The organism is Pyxidicoccus caerfyrddinensis (genome assembly GCF_010894405.1).
GTDB classification, from domain to species: domain Bacteria; phylum Myxococcota; class Myxococcia; order Myxococcales; family Myxococcaceae; genus Myxococcus; species Myxococcus caerfyrddinensis.
Window position 1 is genome coordinate 828,835 of sequence record NZ_JAAIYA010000001.1, and the last position, 25,704, is coordinate 854,538.

20 protein-coding genes are annotated in these 25,704 nt (G+C 68.9%); 13 read left to right on the top strand and 7 right to left on the bottom strand.

Annotation, left to right across the window (positions count from 1 at the left end; genetic code table 11):
- Positions 1-31: 31 nt before the first annotated feature.
- On the bottom strand, positions 32-3,079 hold the full coding sequence (locus G4D86_RS03065) for a CBM96 family carbohydrate-binding protein (protein WP_163989144.1): 3,048 nt from the start codon (positions 3,077-3,079) through the stop codon (positions 32-34).
- Positions 3,080-3,164: 85 nt separating this feature from the next.
- Between G4D86_RS03065 and G4D86_RS03070 the strand changes: the two genes are divergently transcribed.
- Positions 3,165-4,211 (top strand): HupE/UreJ family protein, encoded by a 1,047-nt coding sequence (locus G4D86_RS03070; protein WP_163989146.1) that lies wholly within the window; start codon positions 3,165-3,167, stop codon positions 4,209-4,211.
- Positions 4,212-4,246: 35 nt separating this feature from the next.
- Entirely contained in the window at positions 4,247-5,323 is a 1,077-nt protein-coding gene (locus G4D86_RS03075) for an NADH:flavin oxidoreductase (RefSeq protein ID WP_163989148.1), read from the top strand.
- A 75-nt stretch (positions 5,324-5,398) separates the two neighbouring features.
- On the opposite strand, the gene carB is transcribed toward G4D86_RS03075, so the two are convergent.
- On the bottom strand, positions 5,399-8,665 hold the full coding sequence (gene carB, locus G4D86_RS03080; RefSeq protein WP_163989150.1) for a carbamoyl-phosphate synthase large subunit: 3,267 nt from the start codon (positions 8,663-8,665) through the stop codon (positions 5,399-5,401).
- 122 nt (positions 8,666-8,787) lie between these two features.
- On the opposite strand from carB, the gene G4D86_RS03085 reads away from it, so the two are divergent.
- Complete coding sequence (locus G4D86_RS03085) at positions 8,788-9,426, top strand: hypothetical protein (protein WP_163989152.1); 639 nt, start codon at positions 8,788-8,790, stop codon at positions 9,424-9,426.
- Here G4D86_RS03085 and G4D86_RS03090 read toward each other — a convergent pair.
- The 5 genes from G4D86_RS03090 to G4D86_RS03110 all read right to left on the bottom strand — a co-directional run bounded on the left by G4D86_RS03090 (position 9,423) and on the right by G4D86_RS03110 (position 13,962).
- On the bottom strand, positions 9,423-10,613 hold the full coding sequence (locus G4D86_RS03090; RefSeq protein WP_163989154.1) for a pyridoxal phosphate-dependent aminotransferase: 1,191 nt from the start codon (positions 10,611-10,613) through the stop codon (positions 9,423-9,425). The two genes, G4D86_RS03085 and G4D86_RS03090, sit on opposite strands and share 4 nt — an antisense overlap.
- Positions 10,614-10,663: 50 nt before the next feature.
- Positions 10,664-11,149 carry a pantetheine-phosphate adenylyltransferase gene (gene coaD, locus G4D86_RS03095; RefSeq protein ID WP_163989156.1) on the bottom strand — a complete coding sequence of 162 codons (486 nt, stop codon included), beginning with the start codon at positions 11,147-11,149 and terminating at the stop codon, positions 10,664-10,666.
- Between the two features lie 45 nt (positions 11,150-11,194).
- A complete protein-coding gene (rsmD, locus tag G4D86_RS03100) occupies positions 11,195-11,752 on the bottom strand; it encodes a 16S rRNA (guanine(966)-N(2))-methyltransferase RsmD (RefSeq protein WP_163989158.1) in 558 nt (185 codons plus the stop codon).
- 27 nt (positions 11,753-11,779) lie between these two features.
- Positions 11,780-12,820 (bottom strand): hypothetical protein, encoded by a 1,041-nt coding sequence (locus G4D86_RS03105; protein WP_163989160.1) that lies wholly within the window; start codon positions 12,818-12,820, stop codon positions 11,780-11,782.
- A 131-nt stretch (positions 12,821-12,951) separates the two neighbouring features.
- Positions 12,952-13,962, bottom strand: a complete 1,011-nt coding sequence (locus G4D86_RS03110) for a cation diffusion facilitator family transporter (RefSeq protein WP_163989161.1) — start codon at positions 13,960-13,962, stop codon at positions 12,952-12,954.
- A 110-nt stretch (positions 13,963-14,072) separates the two neighbouring features.
- Here G4D86_RS03110 and G4D86_RS03115 point away from each other — a divergent pair, with 110 nt between their 5' ends.
- The 10 genes from G4D86_RS03115 to G4D86_RS03160 all read left to right on the top strand — a co-directional run bounded on the left by G4D86_RS03115 (position 14,073) and on the right by G4D86_RS03160 (position 25,702).
- Positions 14,073-15,656, top strand: a complete 1,584-nt coding sequence (locus G4D86_RS03115) for a sigma 54-interacting transcriptional regulator (protein WP_163989163.1) — start codon at positions 14,073-14,075, stop codon at positions 15,654-15,656.
- The gene (locus tag G4D86_RS03120; RefSeq protein ID WP_163989165.1) at positions 15,653-16,627 is read left to right on the top strand and encodes an alpha/beta fold hydrolase; all 975 of its coding nucleotides are present in this window, start codon (positions 15,653-15,655) and stop codon (positions 16,625-16,627) included. The genes G4D86_RS03115 and G4D86_RS03120 overlap by 4 nt, the downstream gene beginning before the upstream one ends.
- Before the next feature lie 243 nt (positions 16,628-16,870).
- Positions 16,871-18,715, top strand: a complete 1,845-nt coding sequence (gene typA / locus G4D86_RS03125; RefSeq protein ID WP_163989167.1) for a translational GTPase TypA — start codon at positions 16,871-16,873, stop codon at positions 18,713-18,715.
- A gap of 236 nt (positions 18,716-18,951) precedes the next feature.
- Positions 18,952-20,496, top strand: coding sequence for a hypothetical protein (locus G4D86_RS03130; protein ID WP_163989170.1), 1,545 nt, complete (start codon positions 18,952-18,954; stop codon positions 20,494-20,496).
- A gap of 310 nt (positions 20,497-20,806) precedes the next feature.
- Positions 20,807-21,883 carry an isopenicillin N synthase family oxygenase gene (locus G4D86_RS03135; RefSeq protein ID WP_163989172.1) on the top strand — a complete coding sequence of 359 codons (1,077 nt, stop codon included), beginning with the start codon at positions 20,807-20,809 and terminating at the stop codon, positions 21,881-21,883.
- Between the two features lie 97 nt (positions 21,884-21,980).
- The gene (locus tag G4D86_RS03140; protein ID WP_163989173.1) at positions 21,981-22,460 is read left to right on the top strand and encodes a DUF1772 domain-containing protein; all 480 of its coding nucleotides are present in this window, start codon (positions 21,981-21,983) and stop codon (positions 22,458-22,460) included.
- Complete coding sequence (locus G4D86_RS03145) at positions 22,457-23,221, top strand: SDR family NAD(P)-dependent oxidoreductase (RefSeq protein ID WP_163989175.1); 765 nt, start codon at positions 22,457-22,459, stop codon at positions 23,219-23,221. The genes G4D86_RS03140 and G4D86_RS03145 overlap by 4 nt, the downstream gene beginning before the upstream one ends.
- Before the next feature lie 135 nt (positions 23,222-23,356).
- On the top strand, positions 23,357-23,980 hold the full coding sequence (locus G4D86_RS03150) for an NAD(P)-dependent oxidoreductase (RefSeq protein WP_163989177.1): 624 nt from the start codon (positions 23,357-23,359) through the stop codon (positions 23,978-23,980).
- Entirely contained in the window at positions 23,949-24,905 is a 957-nt protein-coding gene (locus G4D86_RS03155) for an NAD(P)H-binding protein (RefSeq protein WP_163989179.1), read from the top strand. The genes G4D86_RS03150 and G4D86_RS03155 overlap by 32 nt, the downstream gene beginning before the upstream one ends.
- Positions 24,905-25,702: a DUF6544 family protein gene (locus tag G4D86_RS03160; protein WP_163989181.1), complete on the top strand. Its 798-nt coding sequence runs from the start codon at positions 24,905-24,907 to the stop codon at positions 25,700-25,702. Before G4D86_RS03155 ends, G4D86_RS03160 begins: the two co-directional genes overlap by 1 nt.
- Positions 25,703-25,704 lie beyond the last annotated feature (2 nt).

Below are 25,704 nucleotides of genomic sequence, written 5' to 3' on the forward strand. Positions count from 1 at the left end.
AGGCACACCCCTCCGGAGAGCCGCGAGCCCCTTAGAAGAACATCGGGGCCGAGACGACGTAGTGGCCGGACGACAGCTCGGCCACGGCAATCACGGCCTTGTTCGCGGTGGACGGCGTGTAGTCGAACGAACCACTGCACGAAGACATCGCGTTGCACTGCAGCGTCGCAATGGCGCCGTACCCGTCATCGTCGTGCAGGGTGATCCTGTTGATCTTCAGCGTGCCGGTGTCGTTGAAGTTCCTGGCGAACACCGTCAGCGTCCACGCATTGCGGTTGGGCAGGACGCTCCCCATCCACCAGCTCGAGTCGAACCCGGACGACTGCGTGGCCTGCAGCGCGACGTAGACGTTCTTGTCCTCGAGCCCCGGACCGTTCTGCACCGCGAAGGCCCGCTTCTGTGACAGCGCCTGCTTGAGGTGCGTGAAGTTGCGCCCCAGGGTCCACATGCCGGTCCGCGTCCCGGTCAGCGTGGAAGGACAGTTGTGCGCGGTGATGGTGCACGGCGACGTCGAGCAGTGGCAGTGCGCATCCGAGTTGGCCGCCGGAGCCACCCGCCACCCGTAGCGGACGTACTGGAGGTAGCGGTTGATCTTCGGCTGCCAGGAGTTCGCGTAGTAGGCCGTGTTCGTCCACTTCTCCAGGTTCCCACCGCTCAGCTCATAGGTGGCCATCCGGGCGACGGCGGTCGACGACACCGTCATGTCCACCAGCGGGTAGTCGATGCTGAAGGGGTGGTTGATCTGCCCGAGCCAGTCATTGGCCGTGTCATCCAGATAGTCGTAATACACCCGGTTGTTTGGCTTCGCATCACCCCACTTCCGGGTCACCCCGTTCGTCCAGCTGTACGTCTGCATGTTGATGCCGACGGCCGGGAACAGGACGTTGAAGTGCCCCATCGAGAAGTTGCCTGCATCCGTCGTCAGGTTGGTGAGGTCGATACCCGTGGTCGGCTCGGTGCTGGAATGACTGCCCGAGTTGCTGGCGCCGGAATCCCGGCTGTCGAAGCGCTGGTCCGCGTTGGTGGAGATGGGCCCTGCCTGCTCCACGCCGTCGACGAAGAACACCAGCCGCGCCGCATTGGCGGCTCCGCTGTCACGCGTGTAGAAGCCCAGCGCATCCGTGGTGACGGTGCCCACCGTGATGGCCAGCACCACGTTGCTCAGGGTGTCCGGCTCCGGCGAGCAGTCTCCGCTCATCTTCGTGTAGAGCGTGCCGTTGGTCAGCAGCAGCTCCGAGACGTCGATGTCGTACCAGGTGTCGATGGGAGCATTGCCGGGGAAGAGGTCCTTCTTCTCATCCCAGGACCGGCTCCAGCGGTCGTCCCAGGCCGGGGTGGCCATGTTGTACCAGGCCGGGCTCAGGGTATTGGCACCGGCGCAGCGAATCTGCCGGCGGACCTTGAATTGACCACTGGCCGAGGGGTTCTGGACCTTGATCCTCAGCTTGACCGCGGACCAGGTGCCCGCCGCCTTGCTGGAGATGTCGAACTTCATGTGGCTCTCAATCGCGCCATTGGCGGTGCCGTTCTCCATTCCCATCGTGGGAATGAAACGCTCCGTCACTCGCGTGGCATCGACGGACTCCTCCTGCCGGTCGAAGCCCGCCACGTTCTTCCAGCCATCGTTGTTGACGTGCTCGGACAGCGCCACGAAGTCCAGCTTCTCTGTGTTCTTGAGGTAGTTGAGCACGTTGGTGGTGTGGGTCCGCAGCTGCGTCCCATCCCAGCCATCTCCGCCATCGCCCAGGCCGTGGCGGTGCAGGTCACCCCAGACGGGCAGGTAGGCACCGCGGTTGGTGCCCGTGGCGCAGACGCCGCAGTCCGCGGTGCTGTTGGCGCAGTCCTCGCCCCGTCCGCAGATGCCGTCGGTCTTCACCGTCGGCAGCTGGTCGCTGATGAAGACCAGCATGGGCTTGAGGCTCGGGTCCTCCTTCGAGGCGAACGTGCCCGTACCGCCGGCCAGCAGCAGGTTGAGTGACAGGTCCTGCTTCGTCGTCGTCAGCGTGTCCGCCCAGGCGATGGCGTGGGTGACGGCCTGGGTGACATCCACTTCGACCCAGCGGCCGGCCACCGTGTTGGAGATGCTGGCGATGGCCGTGGCGTTCGGAGCCCCCGTGCCCGCGGGCTGGTTGTCCCAGGTCAACCCCGTCTCACTCCAGGTCCACTGCGTGCCCGAGAGGGGCGCGTAGACGAGCGCGCTCGTGCCGCTCACGGTGGTCGTCGGATACAGCCGCAGCATCACCCGGCCGCGCGGGCTGGCCACGTCGTTGGGGATGGAGGCGCCGTGCAGCTGGATGCCGCGCAGGTCATTGAGCAGGGGCCGGGAGATGGGCACTTGGAGATAGGCCCGCCGGGCCGGGGCCGTGGCCGCGAGCCCGAGCGTGGTGGCGGAGCCCGCGTTGGTGCTGGGGTTGGCCTCGTCCACGAGCGCATCGGCAGAAGGGACAGCGCCGAAGTAGTCGACGACCAGCCGGGGCTGGGTGCTCTCGCCCTGGAGGATGGTGGCGCTCGCCCGGTCCACCAGGCAGATGGCGTTGGTGTCGGTGCTCGCCACCGGCCGGATGATGAGCGTCTGCGTGGGCACCGCCGGATTGATGAGTGGCGTGACGTCGATGTCGAAATACGAGTTGTCGGCCGAACCGCCGGGTACCGTGACGAAGGCCGTCCCAGGCGTGGGCCGCGTGTTCCAGGTGACCGTCTCGTCCCAGGTCGTGTTGGTGCTGTTGTAGACGCGGAAGTTGTGCGGCGTGCCGCCGTCCGTCCCGAGGTAGAGCCGCAACGTCACCCGCGAGACGGGGGCCACCAGCCCGGTGGTGTTGAACTTGAAGACGACCCACTCATCCGTGCCGCCAGACTCGATCTGCGCGCACATCGGAGAGTAGGTGCCGTAGTTCGTCGTCGGCAGCCGCTCCTTGATGCGGGCGTCATGCGTGGCGACGAACTCCGTGGTCCTCGCATAGGTCAGGGGCTGCCGGGACGCTTCAAGGTCCTCGTCCGTCCCATCCACAGGGCCACAACCCAGCGCGAGACACCCCGCCAACCACCCCACGGTGGAGGCAGACCAAGAACTGCTTTTCATGTGAAACTCCCCTTTTCACTCATTATCGAAAAACGCGAATAACATGTTTCCTCTCCTTCACGTAAACAGGTATTTGTAGCGACGCATGCGCTCGCTCCTGGTGGTTGTCCTTCTGGCGCTCGTCGCGGCGCCGGCCTCCGGCCATCCGCTCGACATGTCGACGCTGACCGTTCAGGTCGAGCAGGACCGCGTCCTTCAGCTGCTGACGATTCGGAAGGACTCGGTCGAAGAGCTGCTCGGGCCGGACTGGCAACGCCTTCCTCCCGAGGAGCTGATGACGGCGGTCTTCGCGGCGACTCTCGGTGCCTCGGAGCTGTCAGCGGGAGGCGAGCCCTGTGAGCTGCTCCCCGTGGACCTCGAGCCGGGAGACGGCAACTTCCGCCTCTCCACGGCGGCAACCTGCCCCGCCGGGGGGCCGCTGAAGCAGCGCTTCGGCTACCTCCAGCGCGTCAAGGGCGAGGGCCAGAACCTCATCGTCGTCGCCGACATCGATGGAGAGCCAGGCCGTCAGGTCCTCGATGCCGCGCACCCCGACATCACCTTCGCGCGCAAGGGACAGGCGGAGGAGCACGGCCTGCTCGGCTTCATCCGGATGGGCGTCGAGCACATCTTCAAGGGCTACGACCACCTGGTCTTCCTGCTGGGCCTGCTCCTGGCGGGTGCCTCCCTGCGCAGGCTGCTGGTGGTGGTCACCTCCTTCACGGTGGCCCACTCCATCACCCTGGGCCTCGCCTCGCTGTCGGTGGTGTCGCTGCCGTCGCGGTGGGTGGAGAGCGCCATCGCGCTGTCCATCATCGTCGTGGCCGTGCTCAACCTGTTCGGCAAGAAGGGTGACAAGCGCTGGATGCTCGCCTTCGGCTTCGGGCTCATCCACGGCTTCGGCTTCGCCTCGGCCCTCGCCGAGCTCGAGCTGTCTCGCTCCGAGCTGACCGCGGCGCTGTTCGGGTTCAACGTGGGCGTCGAGCTGGGGCAGGCCGCGCTCGTCCTCGTCGCACTCCCCCTGCTCCTCCTGCTGCGCCGCAGCCGCTTCGCCCTCCGGGTGGAGCTGGTGCTTTCCGTTGCGTCCATCGGGGTCGCGCTCTATTGGCTCTGGCAGAGGGCCGTCCCTCCCTCCTTCTCCGGGGGTGCCTGACCCGGAGCCCTCACCGCTCCCCAGGAAACGACGACATGACAGGGCTGTTCACCCCCCTCGAGCTCCGGAAGAACGTCACCGCCCGCAACCGCATCTGGCTCGCGCCGCTGACGAACATGCAGAGCCACGCCGACGGCACGCTGTCCGACGACGAGCTGCACTTCCTCGCCAGCCGCGCCGACGGGGGCTTCGGCCTCATCGAGACCTGCGCCGCCCACGTCGCGCAGGACGGCAAGGCCTGGCCGGGTGAGCTGGGCGTCCACGATGACGCCATGCTGCCCGGCCTCACCCGGCTCGCCGCGCGCATGCACTCGGGCGGCGCGCTCGTCTCCGCCCAGCTCTTCCACGGCGGACTCCGCGCGGACCCCGCCGTCAGCGGCACCGAGAAGTGGAGCGCCAGCGCGCACACCGAGGACGGGGTTTCCTGCCGCGCCGGCACCGAGGCCGACATCCAGGGCGCCATCGACGCCTTCGGCCACGCGGCCCGCCGCTGCGCCACCGCGGGCTTCGACTCCGTCGAGCTCCACGGCGCCCACGGCTACCTGCTCTCCCAGTTCCTCAGCACCGTCTACAACCAGCGCGAGGACCGCTGGGGCGGCTCACTGGAGAACCGCTCGCGCCTCATCCGCGAAACCGTGCGCGCCGTCCGCCGCGCCGCGCCCTCCCTGGTCCTCGCCGTTCGCCTGTCCCCCGAGGACTTCGGCCAGGCGAAGGGGCTCGACCTGGACGAGACGCTCGACGTCGCCCGCATGCTCGCCGACGACGGCATGGAGGTCCTCCACCTGTCCCTCTGGCGCTCCGCCCTCAACACGAAGAAGCGCCCCGAGGCTCACGCCATCTCCCTCTTCCGCGCGGCCGTCCCCGCCCACGTCCGCATCGTCGTCGCCGGCGCCATCTGGACGCGCGAGGAGGCGGAAGCGCAGCTTGCCCTCGGCGCGGACGCCGTCGCCCTGGGCCGCTCCGCCATCGCCAACCACGACTGGCCCGAGCGCGTCCACCGCGGCGACGCACTCAACCGCGTGCCCATCGCTCCCGAGACGCTCCGGGGCGAGGGCCTCTCGGAAGGCTTCGTCCACTACCTGCGGCAGTGGAAGAACTTCGTCGCCGCCTGACGCCCCAAACGCATGCGGCCCCACTCCCAGGAGGAGCAGGGCCGCGCGCGTCACTTCACCGGGTGGCGCCGGCTACTACCGCTTCCCACCCTTGGCCGCGCCCGTCACCTTGCCGCCGGTGATGCCCAGGTACTCCTGGAGCGGTTTCACGGACAGGTCCGTGCGCTTGAGGGCCTCCAGCGCGCCCACCGCCATGCGCGCCGCCTGCACCGTCGTGTAGTACGGCACCGAGTGCATCAGCGCCTCGCGGCGGATGGAGAAGCTGTCGGAGATCTCCTGCTTGCCGAAGGTGGTGTTGATGACCAGCACGATCTCCCCGTCGACAATCTTGTCGACGATGTTCGGCCGGCCCTCCTTCACCTTCTGCACCACCTGCGCTTCGATGCCCTTCGTCGACAGGTACTTGCTCGTGCCGGCGGTGACGATGAGCGAGAAGCCCATGTTCCGCAGCCGCCGCGCCAGGTCCACCACCGCGGGCTTGTCGTCGTCCTTCACGGAGATGAACACCTTGCCGCTCTTCGGCAGGCGCACCCCGGCGGCGAGCTGGCTCTTGGCGAAGGCCGACGCGTAGTCGTCCGCCAGGCCCATCACCTCGCCCGTCGACTTCATCTCCGGCCCGAGGATGACGTCCACGCCCGCGAAGCGCGCGAAGGGGAACACGCTCTCCTTCACCGCCACGTGCTTGAACTCGGGCTCGTGCGTCGCGCCCAGCTCCTGCAGCGTCTTGCCCACCATGCACAGCGCGGCAATCTTCGCCATCGCCACGCCCGTGGCCTTGGAGATGAACGGCACCGTGCGGCTCGCGCGCGGATTCACTTCCAGGATGTAGATGGTCTTCCCCTGGATGGCGAACTGCACGTTCATCAGGCCCACCACGCCCAGCTCGCGCGCCAGGGCAATGGCCTGGTCCTTCATCCGCTCCACCAGGTCCGGCGACAGCGAGTGCGGAGGCAGCGTCGCCGCCGCGTCACCGGAGTGCACGCCGGCCTCCTGGATGTGCTCCAGCACGCCGCCAATCATCACCGCGCCGGTGCGGTCCGCCACCAGGTCAAGGTCCACCTCGATGGCGTCCTTCAGGAAGCGGTCGATGAGCACCGGGTGCTCGGGCGACGCGCTCACCGCCTCGCGCATGTACCGCTCCAGGCTGGACTGGTCGTAGACCGTCTCCATCGCCCGGCCGCCCAGCACATACGAGGGCCGCACCATCACCGGGTAGCCGATGCGCTCGGCGACCTTGAAGGCTTCGGCGTGGCTGCGCGCCACCCCGTTCTCCGGTTGCGTCAGGCCCAGCTTCTCGATGAGCTTCGAGAACCGCTCGCGGTCCTCCGCCCGGTCGATGGCGTCCGGCGGCGTGCCCAGGATTGGCAGGCCGGCCTTCTCCAGCGGCACCGACAGGCGCAGCGGCGTCTGGCCACCGAACTGCACGATGGCGCCCACCGGCTTCTCGCGCTGCGACACCTCGAGCACGTCCTCAATCGTCAGCGGCTCGAAGTAGAGGCGGTCGGACGTGTCGTAGTCCGTGGACACCGTCTCCGGGTTGCAGTTGACCATCACCGTCTCGTACCCGGCCTCGCGCAGCGCGAAGGCCGCGTGCACGCACGCGTAGTCGAACTCGATGCCCTGGCCGATGCGGATGGGGCCGCTGCCGAGGATGAGGACCTTCTGCCGGTCCGTCGGAGGCGCCTCGTCCTCCTCCTCGTAGGTGGAGTACAGGTAGGGCGTGTACGCCTCGAACTCGGCGGCGCAGGTGTCCACCCGCTTGAAGACGGGGCGGATGTTGCGCGAGTGCCGGTGCGCCCGCACCTCCTCCTCCGGGTAGCCGAGCAGCCGGCCCAGGTACTTGTCGGAGAAGCCGTGCGCCTTCGCCTGCCGCAGCACGTCGTCCGGGAGTTGGTCCAGCCGGCCGTACTCCTGGAGGGTCTGTCCCTCGCGCACCAGCATCTCGATGTAGCGCAGGAACCACGGGTCGATGTTGGAGAGCGCGTGCACCCCCTCCACCGTCATCCCCTCGCGGAACGCCTGCGCCACGAACCACGGGCGCTCCGGGCGCGGCACGCGCAGGGCCTCGCGCAGCACCTTCTCCCGCTCCTCCTTCTCCGAGGGCAGGTCCGGCGACTCCAGTCCCACGCGGCCCAGCTCCATGGAGCGCAGGGCCTTCATGTACGCCTCGGGGAAGGTGCGGCCGATGGCCATCACCTCGCCCACCGAGCGCATGCTCGTGGTCAGCGTGCGGTCCGCGTGCGGGAACTTCTCGAAGTTGAAGCGCGGGACTTTGACGACCACGTAGTCCAGCGTCGGCTCGAAGGAGGCCGGCGTGTCGCGGGTGATGTCGTTGCGCAATTCGTCCAGCGTGTAGCCCAGCGCCAGCTTCGCGGCGACCTTGGCGATGGGGTAGCCCGTCGCCTTCGACGCCAGCGCGCTGGAGCGCGACACGCGCGGGTTCATCTCGATGACGACCATGCGGCCGTCGTCCGGGTGGATGCCGAACTGGATGTTGGAGCCACCCGTGTCGACGCCAATCTCGCGGATGATGGCCAGCGACGCCTGCCGCATGCGCTGGTACTCGCGGTCCGTCAGCGTCTGCGCGGGTGCCACGGTGATGGAGTCACCGGTGTGCACGCCCATCGGGTCCAGGTTCTCGATGGAGCAGACGATGATGACGTTGTCCGCCGAGTCCCGGACCACCTCCAGCTCGTACTCCTTCCAGCCGAGCACGCTCTCCTCCACGAGAATGGTGGAGGTGGGGCTCGCCTTCAGGCCGGAGCGGCAGATGGCCTCGAACTCGTCGCGGTTGTAGGCGATGCCGCCGCCGGTGCCGCCGAGCGTGAAGGAGGGGCGGATGATGGAGGGGAAGCCAATTTCCTCCACCAGCGCCATGGCCTGGGCCAGCGTCGTCGCGTAGCCGCTCTTGGGCAGCGCGACGCCGATCTTCTGCATGGCCGCCTTGAAGAGCTGCCGGTCCTCGGCCTTGTTGATGGCCTCGAGCGAGGCACCAATCAGGCGCACGTTGTACTTCTCGAGGATGCCCTGCTCCGCCAGCGCCTTGGCCAGGTTGAGCGCCGTCTGGCCGCCCATCGTCGGCAGGAGCGAGTCCGGCCGTTCGGCGGCGAGGATGCGCTCCGCCGCGTCCACGGTGATGGGTTCGATGTACGTGCGGTGGGCGAACTCCGGGTCCGTCATCACCGTGGCGGGGTTGCTGTTGAGCAGCACCACCTCCACGCCTTCGTCCCGGAGCGCCTTGATGGCTTGTGTACCGGAGTAGTCGAACTCGACGGCCTGCCCGATGACAATCGGGCCCGAGCCAATCACCAGAACCTTGCGGATATCGGTACGTTTAGGCATCGGGCCGCCCCCATACCAACCTCCGCCGCGACATGCACGGACTGTATTCGCGGCTGTCCGCTCGCATGGACTCCGGACCCGTTCGGCGCCGTCTGCTACGCTCCGCCCCTTTCGGAGGCTCCATGCGCCGCTGGTCCCTGGCCCTGTTCTTCTCCTTCGCGTCCCCCGCCCTCGCCCAGGCTCCCGCCACTCCCACGCCCGCGCCCACGGAGCAGGCTCCCGCTCCCGCTCCCGCGCCGGCCGCGCCCACGCCCGCGGCACCGGCTCCCACGAAGCCGGCTCCCACGCCCATGCCGCAAGGCCCCTCGCTTGCCCTCCCGCCGGACCTGCCCAAGCGGCCCATGGACGAGACGCCCTTCCCCGAGCTGCCCCGCGAGGAGCGCATCCGCCGGGACATCCAGGAGGACTCCCGCTTTCTCTTCCAGAGCCTGATTACCGGTGACGTCCGGAGCGTGTCCAACGAGCTGTTCTATCCGTTCCAGCTTGAGGACAAGCGCTACGCCACGCCGGAGGAGCTGGTGATGGCGTGGGTGAAGCAGCTCCGGCTCAAGCGCACGGACCTCATCACGCTCTACGACATCGAGGTGCTGCCGCTCGCGGAGATGGAGAAGAAGTACGGCAAGGCCCCCGCGCGGCTGGCGTTGGACCTGCGCAACGAGAAGGACCTGTGGTTCGCGGTGGGCAACCTCTCCGGCCACCCCGCCGTCTTCATCTACCGTCCCTACCGCGACGAGTTCCGCGCCTTCGCGTACACGGACTAGCGCAGGGCCTTGACCAGTTCGCCCAGCCGCACCAGGCCCTTCTGCAGGACTTCGCGCGAGGTGGCGAAGCTCATGCGGATGTAGCCCTCGGCGCCGAACGGGTCTCCGGGCACGGCGGCGACGCGGAACTCGTCGAGCAGGATTTCCGACAGCTGCATGGAGCCCGTCACCGGCTTGCCCTTGAAGTCGCGGCCATACAGGCCACGCACGTCCGCGAACGCATAGAAGGCGCCCTCCGGCATGCGGCACTTGATGCCGTCCAGCGCGTTGAGGCCGCCGACGAACATGTCCCTGCGCACGCGGTACTCCGCGGCCATGGCGGCGACGGTGTCCGGCGGCCCGTTGAGCGCGGCGAGCGCCGCCTTCTGGCCGATGGACGAGGCGTTGGACGTGGACTGGTCCTGCACCAACTGCATGGCGGCCACCAGCGGCCGGGGCCCCGCCACGTAGCCCATGCGCCAGCCCGTCATCGCGTGGGACTTGCTGAGGGCGTTGGTGACCACCAGCCGGGGCACCAGGTCCGGCGCCACGTCGCTGATGCCCAGGCGCTCGTCGGTGTAGAGGAGCTTCTCGTAGATGTCGTCCGAGATGATGAAGCAGTCGTGGGGGCGCAACACGTCGGCGATGCCCTGCAGCGCGGCGCGCGAGTAGACGGCGCCGGTGGGGTTGCCGGGGCTGTTGATGATGACGGCGCGCGTGCGCGGGGTGAGCGCGCGGCGGATGGCGTCCGGGTCCGGCGCGAAGCCGTCCTCCTCGCGCGTGGGAACGATGACGGGGGTGGCGCCCGCCAGCCGCACCATGTCCGGGTAGCTCACCCAGTAGGGGGCGAAGATGATGACCTCGTCGCCCTCGTCCAGCGCCGCCTGGCAGAAGTTGTAGAGCGCCTGCTTGCCACCGGACGTCACCAGCACCTGCTCCGGCGTGTAGCGCAGCCCGTTGTCGCGCTCGAGCTTGCGGCAGATGGCCTCGCGCAGCTCGGGGATGCCGTTGGTGGCGGTGTACTTGGTGAAGCCCGCGCGGATGGCGTCCACCGCGGCCTGCTTCACGTAGTCGGGCGTGTCGAAGTCGGGCTCTCCCGCCGCCAGCACCACCACGTCCACCCCCTGGGCGGCGAGTGCCTTGGCGCGCGAGTTGAGAGCGAGCGTCGGGGACGGCTTGATGGCCTGGAGCCGGCGGGCGAGTTTCATGCCCTTCTGCGTAGCGCGGGAGCGCCCGGCCCCACAAGTGGAGAGACGGGCTACGTCTTGCCGGCGAACTTCTCCTTCAGCTTCTTGTTCACGTTGTCGGGGACGAGCCCCGTCACGTCGCCGCCGAAGGACGCCACCTCCCGGACGAGCTGCGAGGAGATGTAGAAGTAGTCCTCGCCCGTCATCATGAAGACGGTCTCGATGTCGGGTGCCAGCTTCCGGTTCATGTTGGCGAGCTGGAACTCGTATTCGAAGTCGGACACCGCCCGCAGGCCGCGGACAATGACGCCGGCGTTGCGCCGCCGCACGTAGTCCACCAGCAGCCCGTGGAAGGCGTCCACCTCCACGCGCGGGTCATTGCCGCACGCGTCCTGGATGAGCTGGCGGCGCTCGTCCTCGGTGAAGAGGGGCGTCTTCTTCGGGTTCACCGCGATGGCGACGATGAGCCGATCGAACATCTTCAGGCTGCGCTGGATGAGGCTCAGGTGCCCGTTGGTGAGCGGATCGAACGAACCAGGATAGATGGCGACCGGCATGCAACAGGGAGTCTCGGACGCCCCATCGGGCCGGTCAAGGAATGGTCAGGGGGCCCGGTAGAAGCTCACCAGGGTGTCCCCGAAGCGGCGCTGGTCTTCCCGGGTAAGCCCGCCATGGGCCTCCGGCGCGGCCTCCCGCTTGTCGTGCTCCACCACCACCATGCCGGAGGGCGCCAGCACCCCCGCCCCCACCACCCCGTCCAGCACCGTCTCCACCACCCGCGCCGCGTAGGGCGGGTCCGCGAAGATGAGCTCGAAGCGCTCTCCCCGCCGGCCCAGCGCCTCCAGCGCCCGGGACGCCGGCTGCGCGAGCAGCTCCACTTGGGAGGTGAAGCCCAGGTGGTCCGTGTTCTCGCGGCAGAGGGCCTGGGCCTCGCGGTCCTGGTCCACCAGCACCGCCCGCCCGGCGCCGCGCGACAGGGCCTCCAGCCCCAGCGCCCCGGTGCCGGCGTAGAGGTCCAGCACCGCCTGGCCGTCCAGGAACTGGCCCAGCATGTTGAAGATGGTTTCCCGGACGCGGTCCGCCGTGGGACGGATGTGCGTCGACGTTGGCTTGGGGCCGGTCAGCGCGCGGCCCTTCGCGGTCCCTGCCACGATTCGCATGGGGAAGGCTTCTACACCGGCCCGGGGCTAATCGCCCCGGTTCTGCGCCAGGAAGCGCATGGACGTCCCACCCGAGCGCGTGGCGCCCAGGGCGGAGAGCACCTCCGCCGCCTCCGCGAAGGACAGGGCCTCCAGCCTGTCCCGCGCGACTTGCGTCAACGGGGGCAGTTGCTCCTCCAGGACGCTGAGCAGCTCTCCCGGGGGCAGCCCGGCGGCCGCGGACTTCTCCTCCACGCTGGCCCGGGTCTCCGGAGGCCAGGCGCCCATGGCGAGCCGCTCGAAGGCGCCCACGCAGTCCACCTTGCGCACGCCGGCCGCGACATAGGTGGGCAGCGCGTGCGGGACACCGGCGACGACCTCCCCCACCGTCACCACCGCATCGTAGTCCGAGGCCAGGTCCACCAGCCGCCGCAGCAGCGCCACGTCCGGCTCGCTCTCACCCAGCGCGGCTTCCGTCACGCGGACGAAACGCACCGGCACCTTCCACTGCCGCAGTCCCTCCAGCAGCGTCCGGTACGCGTCCAGCGGGTCCGCGCCGGAGGAGGAGGCCGGGGCCGTCAGCTCCAGCGACAGCTCCCGCTCCGACACCGGGCCCGCCAGCACGTTCAGCGCCTCCACGGCCGCGTAGGAGTCCAGACGGGACAGGTCCAACGACACCAGCGTGAAGCCGGCGTCCACCACGCGGAACAGGCCCTCTTGCAGCGGCCCCAGCGCGTCCCCGTCCACCCGGGAGATGCGCACCGGGCCGGCCTGGAGGAACAGGGGCCGCGAGTGCTCGGCCTCCACGGCCGCCTCGTGCACGGCCGCGACGAAGCGCTCCGCCGCGCCCCGGTCCGCCAGCGGGTGCGGGCACGCCAGCCCCAGCACCGCGTCCTCCGCTCGCGCCGCGCGCAGCAGGCCCGGCAGCGCGCCCTTCGCCTGCACCGGCAGGCATGGCAGCGCCACCGGCGCGCGCTCCAGGGCGCGCAGCAGCTCACGCGGGTTCAGCAACGGAATGCGCGAGCCGGCGCCCACCCGGGCCACCGTGTTCCCCGGCCGCAACGACAGCACCTTGTCCAGCACGCTCATGGGCCGCGGAGGATTGTCCGCCTGTCCCACACGCGCAAGACGAACCGGCTGGGAGCGTCCGTTCCGCTACGGGCGCCTGCCCGCGAGGGTGGCCGCGGCCGGGGTCCCGGGCGACCGAGGGGGCTGTCGCCTCAGTGGACCTCGCCCATGTGGGCGTAGGTCTCGCTCTCGATCTGGATGGTGGTGTGGTCGATGCCGAAGCGGTCGTACAGGTCGTGCTTCACCGCCGAGAGAATCTCGTCGTTGTTGCAGACCATGGGGTCCTGCACCACGAGGTGCGCCGACAGCGCGTAGACGCCGCTGGAGATGGTCCACACGTGCAAGTCGTGCACGGCCGTCACGCCGTTCACCTTCAGCATCAGCTCCTTGATGTGGGCCATGTCCACGTGCGCGGGCACCGCTTCCATCAGCACGTCCACCGCGTCGCGCACCAGCCGCACCGCGCCCACCACGATGACCACGGAGATGACCACCGAGATGATGGGGTCCACCACGTACCAGCCGGTGAACCACATGATGCCCGCGCCGATGAGCACGCCCACCGACGACAGCGTGTCCCCCAGCACGTGGAGGAACGCGCCTCGCACGTTCATGGAGTGCGTGCGGTGCAGGAAGCCCAGCGCGCCCAGGTTCGCCAGCAGGCCCACCGTGGCCACCAGCGCCATGGGCTTCAGGTTCACCGCCGCCGGGGCGCTGAAGCGCTCGTACGCCTCCACCAGGATGAAGCCGGTAATGGCCAGCAGCATGACGCCGTTGAGCAGCGCGCTGAGGATCTCCATCCGGTAGTAGCCGTACGTCTTCTTCACGTCCGCCGGCTTGCCCGCGAACCAGAGGGCCACCAGGCTCAGACCCAGCGCGGACACGTCCGTCAGCATGTGGCCCGCGTCGGACATGAGGGCCAGCGAGTTCGTCAGCCAGCCTCCCACCGCCTCCGCCAGCGCGATGGTGGCCGTCAGAATCAGCGCGAAGAGGAGCCGGCTCCGGTCCTTCCGCCGCTCCTCAGCCAGGCTCCCCTTCCGGGGGCCGTGCCCATGACCGTGCCCATGCCCATGATGGTGGTGGTGCGAGTGGTCATGCCCTTCGCCGTGCTCATGCTCGTGGCCATGCCCGGATCCACCGCGCGTGTGAGTGGAAGTAGTCACGGGAGAGAGGGGTGCGGATAAAGCCCGTTCATGGGGTATGAGGGACGAGGATTCGAGTTCCGGCGACCCGGTGTCCCCAGCCCCGAGCGAGGGGGCGCACGGAGGTAGGGATGGACTTCGAGAAGCACCTGGGCCTGCACACCATCATCATGCTGAGAGATGTCATCCGCAAGTGGTGGCAGGTGGAGCTCTCGTGGGCGGACAGGCACGGCGTCGTGCATGACTGGCAGCGCGGCGAAATCGTCCCGCCGCCGAATGACTTCTGCCGCATGTCGCTTTCCTCCAAGGAGGGACTGCGGCGCTGCGGCCAGTCGGTGAAGGTACTGCACGAGAAGTTCAAGGCGGGGAGGAAGCTGCGCCGCGCGCTCTTTCATGACTGCCACCTCAACTTCACCATCGTCGGCGCCCCGCTCTACATCAACAACGAGTACGAAGGCTTCCTCTTCGTCGAAGGTTTCGCCCGCCAGCCCCTCACCGCGCGCGACGCGGAGGTGCTCAAGGCGAAGATGCTCCAGTTCGCCCCGCCCCACTCGGACCTGGACCGCGCCGAGGACCGCGTGCCGGTGCTGGACGGCTCCGAGCTGAGCAAGCTGTCCGACCTGCTCGAGTTCGCGGTGACGGAGATCGCCAACCACGAGGTGGAGCTGGCGCGCCGGGACGACCCGCTGCAGTCGCTCTCGTCCGACCAGAGCGACCGCTACCGCTTCGAGAAGATCATCGGGCGCTCCGGGCCGATGATGGAGGTGTTCCGGTTGATGGAGAAGGTGGCCAACTCCGACTCCACCGTCCTCATCAACGGCGAGTCCGGCACCGGCAAGGAGCTGGTGGCCCGCGCCATCCACCACAACGGCCCGCGCAAGGACATGCCCTTCGTGGTGCAGAACTGCTCCGCCTTCAACGACAACCTCCTGGAGAGCGCCCTCTTCGGCCACACGCGCGGCTCGTTCACCGGCGCGCTGCGGGACAAGAAGGGCCTGTTCGAGGTCGCCGACGGCGGCACCTTCTTCCTGGACGAGGTGGGCGACATGTCCCCCGCGCTCCAGGTCAAGCTGCTGCGCGTGCTGCAGGAGGGGACGTTCCTGCCCGTGGGCGGCACCCAGCTCAAGGAGGTCAACGTCCGCGTCATCGCCGCCACGCACAAGGACTTGAGCGAGCTGGTGAAGCGGAGCGAGTTCCGCGAGGACCTCTTCTACCGCATCAACGTCATCCGCCTGCAGCTGCCGCCCCTGCGCGAGCGCCGCGACGACATGCCCGTCCTCATCGACCACTTCCTGCGCAAGCACCACCGCGAGGGACAGCGCGCGCGCGGCCTGGCCGCGGAGGCGCTGGCCATCCTCGGGGCCTACTCGTGGCCGGGCAACATCCGCGAGCTGGAGAATGAAATCGAGCGACTGTTGGTACTGGGTGGCGACTTGGAGACCATCCCCGCCGAGCTCATCTCCAGCCGCATCCGCGACGCGGTGGTGCCCGGCGGAGGGCCGTTCATCCCCCCGCGCGCGCACGGCAAGCTGCACGAGGCGGTGGAGGCGCTGGAGCGGGAGATGATTCAGCAGGGCCTCTTGCGCACCCGCTACAACAAGAGCCGGCTGGCGCGCGAGTTGGGCATCAGCCGCTCCAACCTCATCCTCAAGATTGCGCGCTACGGCCTGGACAAGGGCCTGCCGGAGGACGAGGCCGAGGTGAACGAGGCATGAGTCCCGAGGCGCTCTACTTCCACCAGGACCGGCTGCGCGTGCCGGACGGCGCGGAGCTGTACTACCAGGCCACCGGTGACGGCCTGCCGGGCATGGTGCTGTGCGACGGCCTGGGCTGTGACGGCTTCGCCTGGAAGTACCTGTCCCCCTTCCTCGCGCGGCACCACCGCGTGCTGCGCTGGCACTACCGGGGCCATGGCCGCTCCGGAATCCCCGATGACCGCACGCGCATCGGCATGCTGTACACGTGCGATGACCTGCGGCGCGTCATGGACGCCGCGGGCCTGGAGCGGGCCGTCGTCTTCGGCCACTCCATGGGCGTCCAGGTGGCGCTGGAGTTCCACCGCCGCTACGCCAGCCGCGTGAGCGGGCTCGTCCTGGTGTGCGGCAGCTACGGCAACCCGCTGGACACCTTCCACGACTCCACCGTCCTCAAGCGCCTGTTCCCGGTCATCCAGCAGGTGGTGGAGCGCTACCCGCAGCAGTCCGCGCGCCTCATCCACGCCGCGCTCCGCACGGAGCTCACCGTGCAGCTCGCCATCAGCCTGGAGATGAACCGCGAGCGCATCGCCCGCAACGACCTGGCCCCCTACTTCGACCACCTGGCCCGGATGGACCCCGTCGTCTTCGTGCGCACGCTGGACTCGCTGTCCGAGCACAACGCGTGGGACCACCTGGCCCACGTGGACGTGCCCACGCTCGTCGTCGCCGGAGAGCGCGACCGATTCACCCCCGGGTGGATTTCCCGGAAGATGGCCGCCCAGATTCCGGGCGCGGAGCTGATGCTCATCCCCGAGGGCACCCACACCGCCCCACTGGAGGCACCCGGGCAGGTGGAGGTACGAGTGGAGCGCTTCCTCCGCGAGCGGCTGGGCGTGCGCACGTCCGCCAGCCCGCATCCCGCGCCTCTGGAGGCGCAGGCCCCGTCCCCAGCGCCCGGGCCGGCGGCGGTTCTCCCCTCTGGCTCCTGAGCTTCGTGACGGCCGGGTGACGGCCCCGGTGTGGGAGAAATGGCACGGTTCAGACGTTGAAGGTCGGGAGCGCGAAGCCCACGTTTCCAGGGGGCGGACACCGGCAGCCCGGCTGGTGGGCGTCCGCGCTCATTGCAGGAGACGCACTCGCGGCATATAAGCGCCCGCCTTCCGGGTTCCAGTGGGGTTCGGAAGCCCCGGGCGTTTCGGGCGTTCCCCCACCTTCATCACAGTTCGGTCCGTATGATTCCTCGCGAAAACATCCGTAACATCGCCATCGTCGCTCACGTTGACCATGGCAAGACCACGCTCGTCGATCACCTGCTGCGGCAGGCGGGCACCTTCCGTAGCAACGAGCACGTCGCCGAACGGGTGATGGACTCCAACGACCTCGAGCGCGAGAAGGGCATCACCATTCTCGCGAAGAACACAGCGGTCAGCTACAAGGGCATGCAGATCAACATCATCGACACCCCGGGTCACGCCGACTTCGGTGGTGAGGTGGAGCGAGGTCTGCGCCTCGTGGATGGCGTCGTCCTGCTGGTTGACGCCGCCGAAGGTCCCCTGCCCCAGACGCGCTTCGTGCTCACCAAGGCCCTGGCCATGGGCCTGAAGACCGTGCTCGTCATCAACAAGATCGACCGCCAGGACGCTCGCGCGCCCGAGGTGCTCGATCTTGTCTACTCGCTCTATATCGACCTGGGCGCGGACGATAAGCAGCTGGAGATGCCCGTCCTCTACACGGTGGCGCGTCAGGGCCAGGCCTCCACGCAGTTGGATGTGCCGGGCAAGACGCTGGAGCCGCTGTTCGACGCCATCATCCGCCACATCCCGCCTCCGCCCGCCTCGGAGGAGAAGACCCCGCAGCTGCTCGTGGCCAACCTGGACTACGACGACTATGTGGGCCGTCTCGCCGTGGGCCGCGTGCAGGCAGGCCGGCTGACCCCCAACATGCCCGTCTCAGTCGTGCGCGAGGGGGGCAAGGTCCAGCCTGGCAAGATCGTCAAGCTGTACGGCTTCTCCGGCCTCAAGCGCGTGGAGATCGCGGACGCGGGCCCGGGCGAAATCGTCTCCATCGCCGGCATCGAGGAAGTCTCCATCGGCGACACCATCGGTGACCCCGAGAAGCCGGTGGCCCTGCCCCGCATCACCGTGGACGAGCCCACGATGATGATGATCTTCAAGGTCAACGACGGGCCGCTCGCGGGCAAGGAGGGCAAGTTCGTCACCTCCCGCAACCTGCGTGAGCGCCTCTACCGCGAGTCCTACCGCAACGTGGCCGTCCGCGTGGAGGACACCGAGACGCCTGACGCGTTCCGCGTGGTGGGCCGTGGCGAGCTCGCCCTGGCCGTCATCATCGAGAACATGCGCCGCGAGGGCTACGAGCTGACGGCCTCCAACCCGGAGCCGATCACGAAGACCATCGACGGCGTCGTCCACGAGCCCATGGAGCTGCTCTTCTGCGACGTGCCAGAGGGCAGCGTGGGCGCGGTGACGGAGCGCCTGGGGCCCCGCAAGGGCCGCATGAAGGACATGGCGAGCCTGGGCTCGGGGCGCACCCGTCTCCAGTTCCGCATCCCCGCCCGTGGCCTCATCGGCTTCCGCTCGGAGTTCCTCACGATTACGCGCGGTGAGGGCATCATGAGCAGCCAGTTCGACGGGTACGAGCCGTGGTTCGGCTACATCCCGAAGCGTCAGAACGGCGCCATGGTCTCCGACCGCCTGGGCGACACCGTGCCCTACGCGCTGTTCAGCATCCAGGAGCGCGGGTACCTCTTCGTGGGCGCCGGCACCACCGTGTACGAGGGGATGATCATCGGCGAGCACGCCCACCCCTCGGAGCTGAACGTCAACTGCTGCCGCGAGAAGAAGCTCACCAACATCCGCGCCGCCGGCCGCGACGAGAACGTCATCCTCGTCCCGCCGCGCGAGATGGGGCTGGAGAAGGCCCTGGAGTGGATTGCCGACGACGAGCTGGTCGAGGTGACGCCCAAGTCCGTGCGCATGCGCAAGAAGGCGCTGGCCGTGGGCGAGCGCTACCGCGCCGAGCGCGACCGCAAGCGCGAGGAGCGCGCCGCGGGCGAGTAGTCGCTCCGGTGAGCTGACGCTGTCACAAGAAGGGCCCGTTCCCACCTGGGAGCGGGCCCTTCGTGCGTCTGGCGGTTCGCGCGACTCGCTGGATTTTTCCGGCGTTGCAGCAGGCGAGTCTCACTCCCAGAGAAAACGAGCCGCACAACGCAACCGGTGCAGGGTAATTCCGATAATGCGGGAGTCAGGAGAACGGTCCGTCTGGACCACCCCCTCTCCCCCCGAGGACACGCCCCATGGGAATCGGATTTCCGAAGATCAGCCTTCCCAAGATCGAGCTGCCGAAGCCGAAGCTTCCGAACCCCGTCGACGTCGTGAAGAAGGGCGCGCAGGTTGTCGGCAACGGCGCCAAGGCCGTGGGCAATGCCGGCACCAACGTCGTCAAGGACGGCTTCGACGTGGCGAAGACGGGCGTGAAGACCGCCGTCGACCTCACGGGCAAGGGCGTCCGGGCGCAGGTGGACCTGCTCAAGGCCGGCGCCGACGTGGCGACGTCCGCCGCCAAGGCGGGGGGCCGCTTCGCCCTGGGCGCGGCCGAGGTGGCCATCGACGCGCAGAAGAAGACGCTCGACCTGGTCGGTGACGTGGCCGAGGCCGGCGGCAAGGCGGCCTTCGACGCGGTGAAGTTCGCGGCGAAGGAGGGCCTCCAGCTCGCCGACGGGCTGCAGCAGAAGGTGCACGACGCCGCGCTGGACGGCATCGACAAGGCCACCGGCCTTGACGGGAAGATCAAGGACCTGGGCCCCGGCGACAGCATGAAGCTGAGCGGCAAGGTCGGCCTGGCCCTGGAGCTGGACGTCGAGCTCAAGGGTGCGTTCGAGATCAAGCGCGAGAAGGACGGCAAGTACGTCGTCTCCGGCGAGGCCGGCGCGGGCGTGGGCCTGGGCGCGGGCGCCGCGGCGCATGTCACCGCGGGTGGCAAGGTGGAGTACAAGTTCGACAACGCCGAGGACGCCAAGAAGGGCGCGCTCATCCTCGCCGGCGCGGGTGCCACCGCCGCGAACCCGGTGCTCGGCGCCGCGCTCGCGCCGCGTCCGGATGACCTGGCCTTCCTGCAGAAGAACCTCTCGTCCGTGGAGATAAAGGCCGGCGTCGACGCCAGCGTGGACGCGTCCTTCGGCGGCGAGGTCGGCGCGGGTGCTTCCGCCGGTGCCTCCGCCGGCGCGGCGGCCTCGTCCAGCTACAAGCTGGAGTTCGAGAACGGCAAGCCCAAGGCCCTGGTCCGCACCACCGAGCTCGAGGTGTCCGGCAAGGCCGAGGCCAGCGTCGAGCTGTTCGGCAAGCTCGGGAAGCAGACCGGCACGGATGCCCAGGGCAATCCCATCAACGACTCGCTCCAGGCCTTCTCCGGCGTGTCCGGCGAGGTGAAGGGCAAGATTGCCGTGGAGACGAAGATTCCGCTCGACTCGGCCAAGGTCGGTGACTGGGCCGCCTTCGCCGCCAGCCCCACCACGGCTGCCTTCGCGGGCGCTGCGGAGACCACCATCAAGGGCGAGCTGACCGGCGACGCGGGCGACGTCGGCGTCAAGGGCGACTTCGAGCTGAGCGGCCTGAGCGGCAAGGAAGTCCAGACGGTGGCCGGCCGCCTCCTGCACGGTGACTTCGGTAACGCCCTGGACGGCGTGAAGGTCGACACCAAGGGCAGCTGGGGCACCTTCACGGACAAGGAGCTGGGTATCGGCGTGGACGCCAAGACGGGCGGCGCCGGCATCGAAGTCTCGGTGAATGGCCTGAAGCGCGACTACACCGAGCGCGGCTCCTTCGAGCGGAAGGCCGCCTGAGCCAACTCCGTTTCCGAGCCTCGATGTAGCCATGGGAGCCGCCCGGTTCAGCACCGGCCGGCTCCCATGTGCTTTCGAGGCTCCGGCCACCCAATCGCTCTCTTTTTCGCCTGAATCACAACCCAGACAGCACACCCCTCCCCGGAGGGCAGGTTGACGTCTGTTCGCCCCGAGTTTTAGGTTCTCGACAGTCTGGCTGTTTATTCCTCCGTTCCGAGTCTTTGTCACTCGACGTCCTCTCGGAGGCGACCCAGACGCGCCGCTCTGACGGGCTACCCCCGGCCCGCAACGGCAGTCGAGAGCCCCCTCCATGAGTGACTTGCAGACGTTTCGCCTGCCGGAGTCCGTCTCCGGGCAGCCCTCTGATATTGAATTGGCGGACCAGATGATTCGCGCGTGGAGACGCGACGGCATCTTCCAGGTCGCCATGAGCGCCGAGCAGGATGGGAAGACCGGGCGCGCGTTCGAAGCGAGCCGCCGCTTCTTCCGGATGCCATTGGAAGCCAAGGCCCGCTGCGTCAGTGAATTGACCTATAGCGGCTACATCGCGTCCGGTGAGGAAGTCACGGCGGGCGAGGCCGACTCCTCGGAGATCTTCACCGTCTGCAAGGACGTGTCGCTGGAAGACGCGCGCGTGCACGGGCGGTGGCCGTGTCACGGACCGGCGCCCTGGCCCGACGAGGACTATCGCCTGAGCATGAAGGCCTTCACCGATGAATTGGGCTCCGTCGGAGAGCGCCTGCTGGAGCTCACTGCGCTGGGACTGGGGCTGGAGATCGACGCGCTGACGCGGCTGACGCGCGACGGCTGGCACCACATGCGCGTGCTGCGTTTCCCAGCGCTGTCGTCTAGGCCGGCGCGAGGCATTGGCGCCCATACCGACTACGGGCTGCTGGTCATCGCCGCGCAGGATGACGTGGGCGGCCTGTGGGTCCGTCCGCCGGTGGAGGGCGAGAAGCGGAACCGGAACTGGCTGGCCACGGAGAGCTCCGCCGGCATGTATGAGAATGAGGAGCCGTGGACCTTCGTCAAGCCGGTGCCGAAGGTGCTCACCGTGTTCCCCGGTGACATCCTGCAATTCATTACCCACGGCCAGCTGCTCTCCACGCCGCACAAGGTCCGGCTCAACACGCGGGAGCGCTACTCGATGGCCTACTTCCACGAGCCGGCCTTCAACACGTGCGTCCGCCCGCTGCTGGGGCCTCCGAGCGAGGAGTTCATCCACTACGGCACGCACTTCACGAACATGTTCATGCGGTGCTACCCGGACCGCGTCACCACGCGGCGCATCCTCGACGAGCACCGGCTGACGACGCTCGCCTGGCTGAGGGAGGAAGCCGTGGCGTCCTCCGCCCCGATGCGGTGGCGCCGGCGCGCCGTGGCGTAGGGGCTTAACATAATTTAACCTGTCCAATCATTGAAGTGATTCAACCATCTCCCCATCATGGTGGGGGACGCGGCGCTCGCGTCCCTGGAGGTCCCCCATGATGAAGCGACGCTCGCTGTACATCCTGCTGCTCTGCAGCCTGCTGTTCGGGCTGGTCCTCGGTGCCGGCATCAACCAGTCCCTGTTCGTGATGCCTGCCTGGTTCGAGTCCCCGCCTGCATCCCTGACGTTGATCGGCAGTCAGTCCGCGAAGTCGATGGCCTTCTGGATTCCCCTCCAGGCGGCGCTGCTCGCCGCGCTGGTGGCGTCCCTCGTGCTCAACTGGCGCTCGCCCGAGCGGAGGAAGCTGCTGGCCGGGGCCCTGGGCGTCTACGTGCTGACGTGGCTCCTATCGGGGCTGTTCTTCGTCCCGGAGATCACCTCGCTGGCGGCCGCGGCCTCGGAGGGCCCCTACGACGCATCACTGGCCGAGCGAGGCCACCGTTGGCTGCAGCTCTCCTGGAGCCGGCATGTGCTCCTGGCCGTGGGCTGGGCGCTCGTGGGCGGCGCCCTCGTGAAGCGCGAGGTGGCGTCATGAGCGGCTCGCGCTTGCTGGAGGGAAAGGTCGCCATCGTCCTGGGCGCGAGCCGGGGCATCGGCGCGGCGACCGCACGTGCGTTCGCCGCGGAGGGGGCCTCCGTCGTCCTGGCGGCCCGGAGCGAGGACGCGCTGCGGGTGCTCGCGGAGGAGCTGGGCCGGAGTGGAGGCACGGCGCTCGCCATCCGGACGGACCTGGGTGACGCCGCTTCCGTGGAGGCACTGGTGAAACAGACGGTGTCCCGGTTCGGCCGGCTGGACTGCGCCTTCAACAACGCCGCGGACGGACACATGCCAGGTCCCCTGGCGACCCTCTCCGTGGATGACCTGGACCGCTCGTACGCGGTGAACCTGCGCGGGTTCTTCGTGGCCATGAAGCATGAAATCAACGCCATGCTGGCCTCGGGTGGCGGGGGCGCCATCGTCAACATGTCCTCCACCGCCGGAGTCAACGGCGTGCGCGGCATGGCGGGCTACAGCGCGACGAAGCACGCGGTGCTCGGCCTGACGAAGTCCGCGGCGCTCGACTACGCGGACCGGGGCATCCGCATCAACGCCGTCGCGCCGGGGCCCATCCTCACCGACCGCATCCAGGCGCTTCCGGAGGAGCGGCGCGCGCCCATCGTCCGCGCGGTCCCCATGGGGCGGATTGGCGCTCCGGAGGAGGTCGCGAGGACCGTGGCGTGGCTCTGCTCCGACGCGGCGTCGTTCATCACCGGAGCCACGCTTGCCATCGACGGAGGACGGCTGGCCGGGGCCTGAGTCCATGCGAAGGGCTTGCGCAGGCAGCCGTCTCACGCGCAAGTCCTGCGTCCGCGAGGTCTGCGCGTGTGTCCTGCCCCAGGAGCGGGTGGCCTCGGCGCGTCTCGTGCAATCGCGTGACGCCAGGAGGCGTGCATGCGAATCGCGGTGCTGGGAGCGAGCGGCCGAACGGGGCGTCAACTGGTCTCCCAGGCGCTCGCCGCGGGCCATGAAGTGCGCGTCCTCGTGCGCAGGCCCGAGGCCCTCAGTGATTCCCATCCGCGCCTCACCGTGCTGACCGGGGATGCGGAAGACCCCGCGCACATCCGCGAGCTGGTGCACGGCGTGGACGCGGTGGTGAGCGCGGTGGGTCCCGGCCGTGACGACCCGCAGGCATGCAGCCACGTCAGCAGTGTCGTCCGCGAGGTGCTGGAGGCCGAGGGACCCCGGCGCTACGTCTACGTCTCGGGTTCGCATGTGGACATGCCGGGCGACGCGAAGGACTTCATCGGGCGCCTGGCCTCGCGGGTGGGCCGACTTTTCGGAGGGCGGATTGTCGCGGACAAACAGCGCGAGCTGGATGCACTGCGGGCCAGCAGCCTGGACTGGACAGCGGTGCGTCCCTCCCAGCTGACCCAGGGACCGAAGACTGGCAGATACCGGGTGAGCACCTTGACCCCGCCGGGAGCCTTCGTGGCTCGCGCGGACGTCGCCGACTTCATCCTCAAGGAGCTCCAGGAGCACCGCCATGGACGACAAGCTCCCTTCATCGCCCGGTGAGCAGCGCGACAGTGAGCTTCCCTGCTCCAGGGTCCTCGTCACCGGAGCGCTCGGCACCGTGGGACGTGAGGTGCTGCGCGCCCTCGCCGCGCGGGGAATCGCGGCGCGAGCGGCGGACCGCTCGGTGGAGCGTGCTCGCGGAGTGCTCGGTCCGGAGGCGGATGTCGTCGCGCTGGACTTCCTGGATGCGCGCACATTCCAGCCCGCGCTGGCGGGCTGCGATGCCCTGTTCCTGCTGCGCCCTGCGGCGCTCTCCGACGTGAAGTCCACGCTCAACCGACTGGTGGACATGGCCGTGGCGGGTGGCATCCGTCACCTCGTCTTCCTCTCGGTGGCGGGCGCGGACACGAACAAGCTCCTCCCCCATCACGCCGTGGAGCGGCACCTGGAGCAGTCGCGGACGGGCTGGACGCTGCTGCGGCCCGGCTTCTTCGCGCAGAACCTGGGGGACGCTTACCGGCGCGACATCGTGGAGGACGGGCGCATCTACGTCCCGGCGGGCAGTGGCAGCGTCGCGTTCGTCGACGTGCGCGACGTGGCCGAGGTAGCGGCCCGCGTGTTCGCCGCACCGAAGGCCCACGCAAGCAGGGCCTATACCCTCACGGGCCCGGAGCACTTCACCTTCCTCGAGGTCGCCGAAACGCTCACGGAGGCGCTCGGCATTCACGTGCGCTACCAGTCCGCCAGCATGCCCGGGTACCTGCTGCACCTCGCACGGCGAGGGCTGCCGGCCTCCCAGGTGCTGGTCCAGACGGTGCTCCATGCGGGACTGCGCTCCGGCCAGGCCGCGCGGGTGGACCCGACGCTCACCCGGTTGCTCGGACGCCCAGGCCGCACGGTGCGCGACTACGTGCACGACCATGTGTCGCTCTGGAGCACCGCGCCGAGACCCGAGGCGCCAGGCGCCCATGCGAAGGAAGCCTGATGACCACCACCCTCACCGAACGCCTCTCCCCCGCCCCGGCGCTATCTCGCGATGAGGACGACGTGGCACGGCGTCTGGTGGACACGCCCCCGCGCGAGAGCTTCCGGCCCGAGATGATGGACGGACTCCCGCCGCCGGCCCGGGACTGGCTCTCCCACGCGATTGCCATCGGCACGCCGCTGTGGCGCACCACGCGTTTCACCATGCACGGCACGCTCAAGGTGGGCGGGCGCTGGTGCCCCTTCGACGCCACCCAGGTCCACGCTCCAAGCCACGGCATGCTGTGGAAGGCCCGCGCGCGGATGATGGGACTGCCCATCGTGGGCCATGACCTCTACGCCGACGGGCGCGGAGAGATGCGCTGGAAGCTGCTCGGGCTTCTGCCGGTGGTGCGCGGCGATGGCCCGGACATCGCCCGGTCCGCGCGCGGCCGGCTGGCCGGCGAGGCGGTCGCCATGGTTCCAACCTGGCTCGTGGGCCCGCACGTCACATGGTCCGCCGAGGGGCCCCGCACCACCGTGGCGCACTTCACCGTCGACCAGGAGCCCTTCGACATCCGGCTGGAGCTGGGTGAAGGCGGCGCACTGCGGAGCGTGAGCTTCCAGCGCTGGGGCGCGCCCCTTCCGGGAGCTGCCGTCGGCCTCTACCCGTTCGGCTGCGAGATACTGGAGGAGCAAACCCTCTCGGGGCTCACCGTGCCGCGCAGGATGCGCGCGGGCTGGTTCTTCGGAGGGCCGCGCTTCGAAGCCGAGGGCGAGTTCTTCCGCGCCACCATCGACTCGCTGCGGCCCCTGTGAGG